The following is a 1814-nucleotide window of genomic DNA, read 5'->3' as shown; positions in this document are numbered from 1 at the left end:
TCAGGCACCAGACCGGCGATCGCGATGAGCAGCGCCGTCATCCACGCCGTCCCGTCGCCGATCGTGTGGGCGGTGGCGATCGCGTCGAGCAGCTCTGCGGGGTCGTCGTCCCGGACTGCGCCGACGATGCGCAGCGCGAGCGGCACCATGGCGTCGACGACCTGGTGGCCGAACGGGTTCTGCGGCGCGCTCACCGGGTCACCGCCGGCGCCAGGTCATGCTGGCCGACGAGGTAGCGCATCGTGACGTGGTCGCCGTCGAAGTACTCGACGTAGGCGGTCGGCAACGACCGGTCCGCACAGGCCTTCTCGTACTGCTCGTCGCTGACGGCGCACCACTCGAACCCATCGGGTGCGGGCAGGTCCTCGATGTGGTCGGCAACCTCGATCTCGAGAGCGGTCATCGGGGCGTTCACCGCGCTACCTCCGCGAGCACCTGGAACCCGCCGAAGTAGGCGATGACGACGGCGAGTCCGAACGTCACGATGACGGAGACAACGATCACGCCCAGCGTGCGGGCGCACTCCTTCACGACGGCGCGCATCAGCACCCCATCCCGTTGACCACCGCGTCCAGCAGCTTCTCCGGGTCGATGCGCACACCGATTGCGTCGCTCAGCACACCGGCGGTTGCGACGACTGCGCGGCCCACCTGTGCACCAACCTCGATGCCGATTGCCAACGCGTCACGCGTGGAACCGGTGTGGATCACGCTGTCTGGGTCGGCGAGCAAGGCCTCGTGCAGCTTGTCGGCGAGCTCGCCGTACTGCTCGGCCGCGCTCATCGCTGCTCACCCGCGATGTAGTCGAGGAGTGCCTGTGCCAGCTGTTCGCCGTCGTTCGGCGTCGTCCACGGGCCGCAGATGCGGCCCACCACCCGGACACCGAGGTTGTCGACACCGAGGCTGCGCGCTCGCGTTCGCAACAGATCGGCGTGCGCCTGCGCCAGGGCCGGCGTGGTCCAGATGAGGACGTGCTCGGGTGCGGGCTTTGACGGCGGGCCGAAGATGGACGCGATGGAGTACGGCATCTCCTGCTCGTCCCGACCGTGGTCGCACCCGGTGTGGTTGGTGAGCAGCTCGCCGTTGGGCAGCAGGATCGCGTACTCGCGGTCGAGGTCGGTCACCGCCGCCTCCGGTTGATCTGCCGGGACCGGCGTGCCATGCGGTTCTTCGCGCGACGCTGCGCCACCACGGCGTCGGGGACGGTGAAGCCGTAGACGTGCTTACCGGTGAACCCGCCCAGGATGGCCGTCTCGTACGAACTGGGCTCCCGGTTCGGGTCGCGGCGCCTCATCGCTTCGCCGCCGTCATGCGGAACGCCGTGATGCCGACGAGCAGGAGCACGGCCAGGTCGATCGCGCCGCCGATCCACAGCGGCGCGGTGACCCACCACCACGACCATCCGGCGACCGCCGTCACGCCGAGCAGCTTCAGGACGAGGAAGACGAGGAACAGTGCCTCGGTGAGTCCGAGGCTCATCGCTCGTCACCGCCGGCGATCTCGAAGGGGTTGTCGACGTGGGAGTGTCCGTGCAGGCTGACGCCGGTGGCGATGCCCGCGAAGTACAGCAGCATTCCGGGTCCGAGGAGCCAGTAGATGGTGTCCATTTGCAGTCCGATCTCGGTGGTTGTGGTGGGTGATTGAGCGGTGGGTTAGCCGATGCGGTTGAGTGCGTCGTTGACCGCGTCGGCGGTGATGTCGACGGGTGCGTCTAGTTCCGCGATGCGACGCCACGCGTCGATGGCGTGGCTGGTGAACTCGACGAACGCGGCGGACCGGGCGGCGGACCAGGCGGCGGACCGGGCGGCGGACCGG

Annotated in this window: 8 protein-coding genes; all 8 read right to left on the bottom strand. The window is 68.8% G+C overall.

Translation table 11 applies throughout. The features are described 5' to 3' along the window. Positions 1-194: hypothetical protein (locus tag LX14_RS20565; protein WP_253649259.1), on the bottom strand; the 194-nt coding region annotated here is incomplete at its 3' end. After that, positions 191-403 carry a hypothetical protein gene (locus LX14_RS20560; RefSeq protein ID WP_253649258.1) on the bottom strand — a complete coding sequence of 71 codons (213 nt, stop codon included), beginning with the start codon at positions 401-403 and terminating at the stop codon, positions 191-193. The genes LX14_RS20565 and LX14_RS20560, both read right to left, overlap by 4 nt. A gap of 8 nt (positions 404-411) precedes the next feature. Beyond that, positions 412-543 carry a hypothetical protein gene (locus tag LX14_RS20820; RefSeq protein WP_301284019.1) on the bottom strand — a complete coding sequence of 44 codons (132 nt, stop codon included), beginning with the start codon at positions 541-543 and terminating at the stop codon, positions 412-414. Continuing rightward, positions 543-782, bottom strand: a complete 240-nt coding sequence (locus LX14_RS20555) for a hypothetical protein (protein ID WP_253649257.1) — start codon at positions 780-782, stop codon at positions 543-545. Before LX14_RS20555 ends, LX14_RS20820 begins: the two co-directional genes overlap by 1 nt. Continuing rightward, complete coding sequence (locus tag LX14_RS20550) at positions 779-1123, bottom strand: hypothetical protein (RefSeq protein ID WP_253649256.1); 345 nt, start codon at positions 1121-1123, stop codon at positions 779-781. Before LX14_RS20550 ends, LX14_RS20555 begins: the two co-directional genes overlap by 4 nt. Continuing rightward, positions 1120-1293 carry a hypothetical protein gene (locus tag LX14_RS20545; RefSeq protein WP_253649255.1) on the bottom strand — a complete coding sequence of 58 codons (174 nt, stop codon included), beginning with the start codon at positions 1291-1293 and terminating at the stop codon, positions 1120-1122. Before LX14_RS20545 ends, LX14_RS20550 begins: the two co-directional genes overlap by 4 nt. After that, positions 1290-1478 carry a hypothetical protein gene (locus tag LX14_RS20540; RefSeq protein ID WP_253649254.1) on the bottom strand — a complete coding sequence of 63 codons (189 nt, stop codon included), beginning with the start codon at positions 1476-1478 and terminating at the stop codon, positions 1290-1292. The genes LX14_RS20545 and LX14_RS20540 overlap by 4 nt, the downstream gene beginning before the upstream one ends. Further along, complete coding sequence (locus LX14_RS20815) at positions 1475-1606, bottom strand: hypothetical protein (protein ID WP_301284018.1); 132 nt, start codon at positions 1604-1606, stop codon at positions 1475-1477. The genes LX14_RS20540 and LX14_RS20815 overlap by 4 nt, the downstream gene beginning before the upstream one ends. Positions 1607-1814: the final 208 nt, after the last annotated feature.

Source organism: Williamsia deligens (assembly GCF_024171765.1).
GTDB lineage: Bacteria > Actinomycetota > Actinomycetes > Mycobacteriales > Mycobacteriaceae > Williamsia_A > Williamsia_A deligens.
Note: the sequence above shows the minus strand (reverse complement) of the source record. Positions and strands in the feature narration are given on the sequence as shown.

Bases quoted from the DNA above. Each gene is read 5' to 3' on its own strand.
- LX14_RS20555 (WP_253649257.1), bottom strand. From the start codon at position 782: ATGAGCGCGGCCGAGCAGTACGGCGAGCTCGCCGACAAGCTGCACGAG.
- LX14_RS20820 (WP_301284019.1), bottom strand. From the start codon at position 543: ATGCGCGCCGTCGTGAAGGAGTGCGCCCGCACGCTGGGCGTGATCGTT.
- LX14_RS20560 (WP_253649258.1), bottom strand. From the start codon at position 403: ATGACCGCTCTCGAGATCGAGGTTGCCGACCACATCGAGGACCTGCCC.
- LX14_RS20815 (WP_301284018.1), bottom strand. From the start codon at position 1,606: ATGGACACCATCTACTGGCTCCTCGGACCCGGAATGCTGCTGTACTTC.
- LX14_RS20545 (WP_253649255.1), bottom strand. From the start codon at position 1,293: ATGAGGCGCCGCGACCCGAACCGGGAGCCCAGTTCGTACGAGACGGCC.
- LX14_RS20540 (WP_253649254.1), bottom strand. From the start codon at position 1,478: ATGAGCCTCGGACTCACCGAGGCACTGTTCCTCGTCTTCCTCGTCCTG.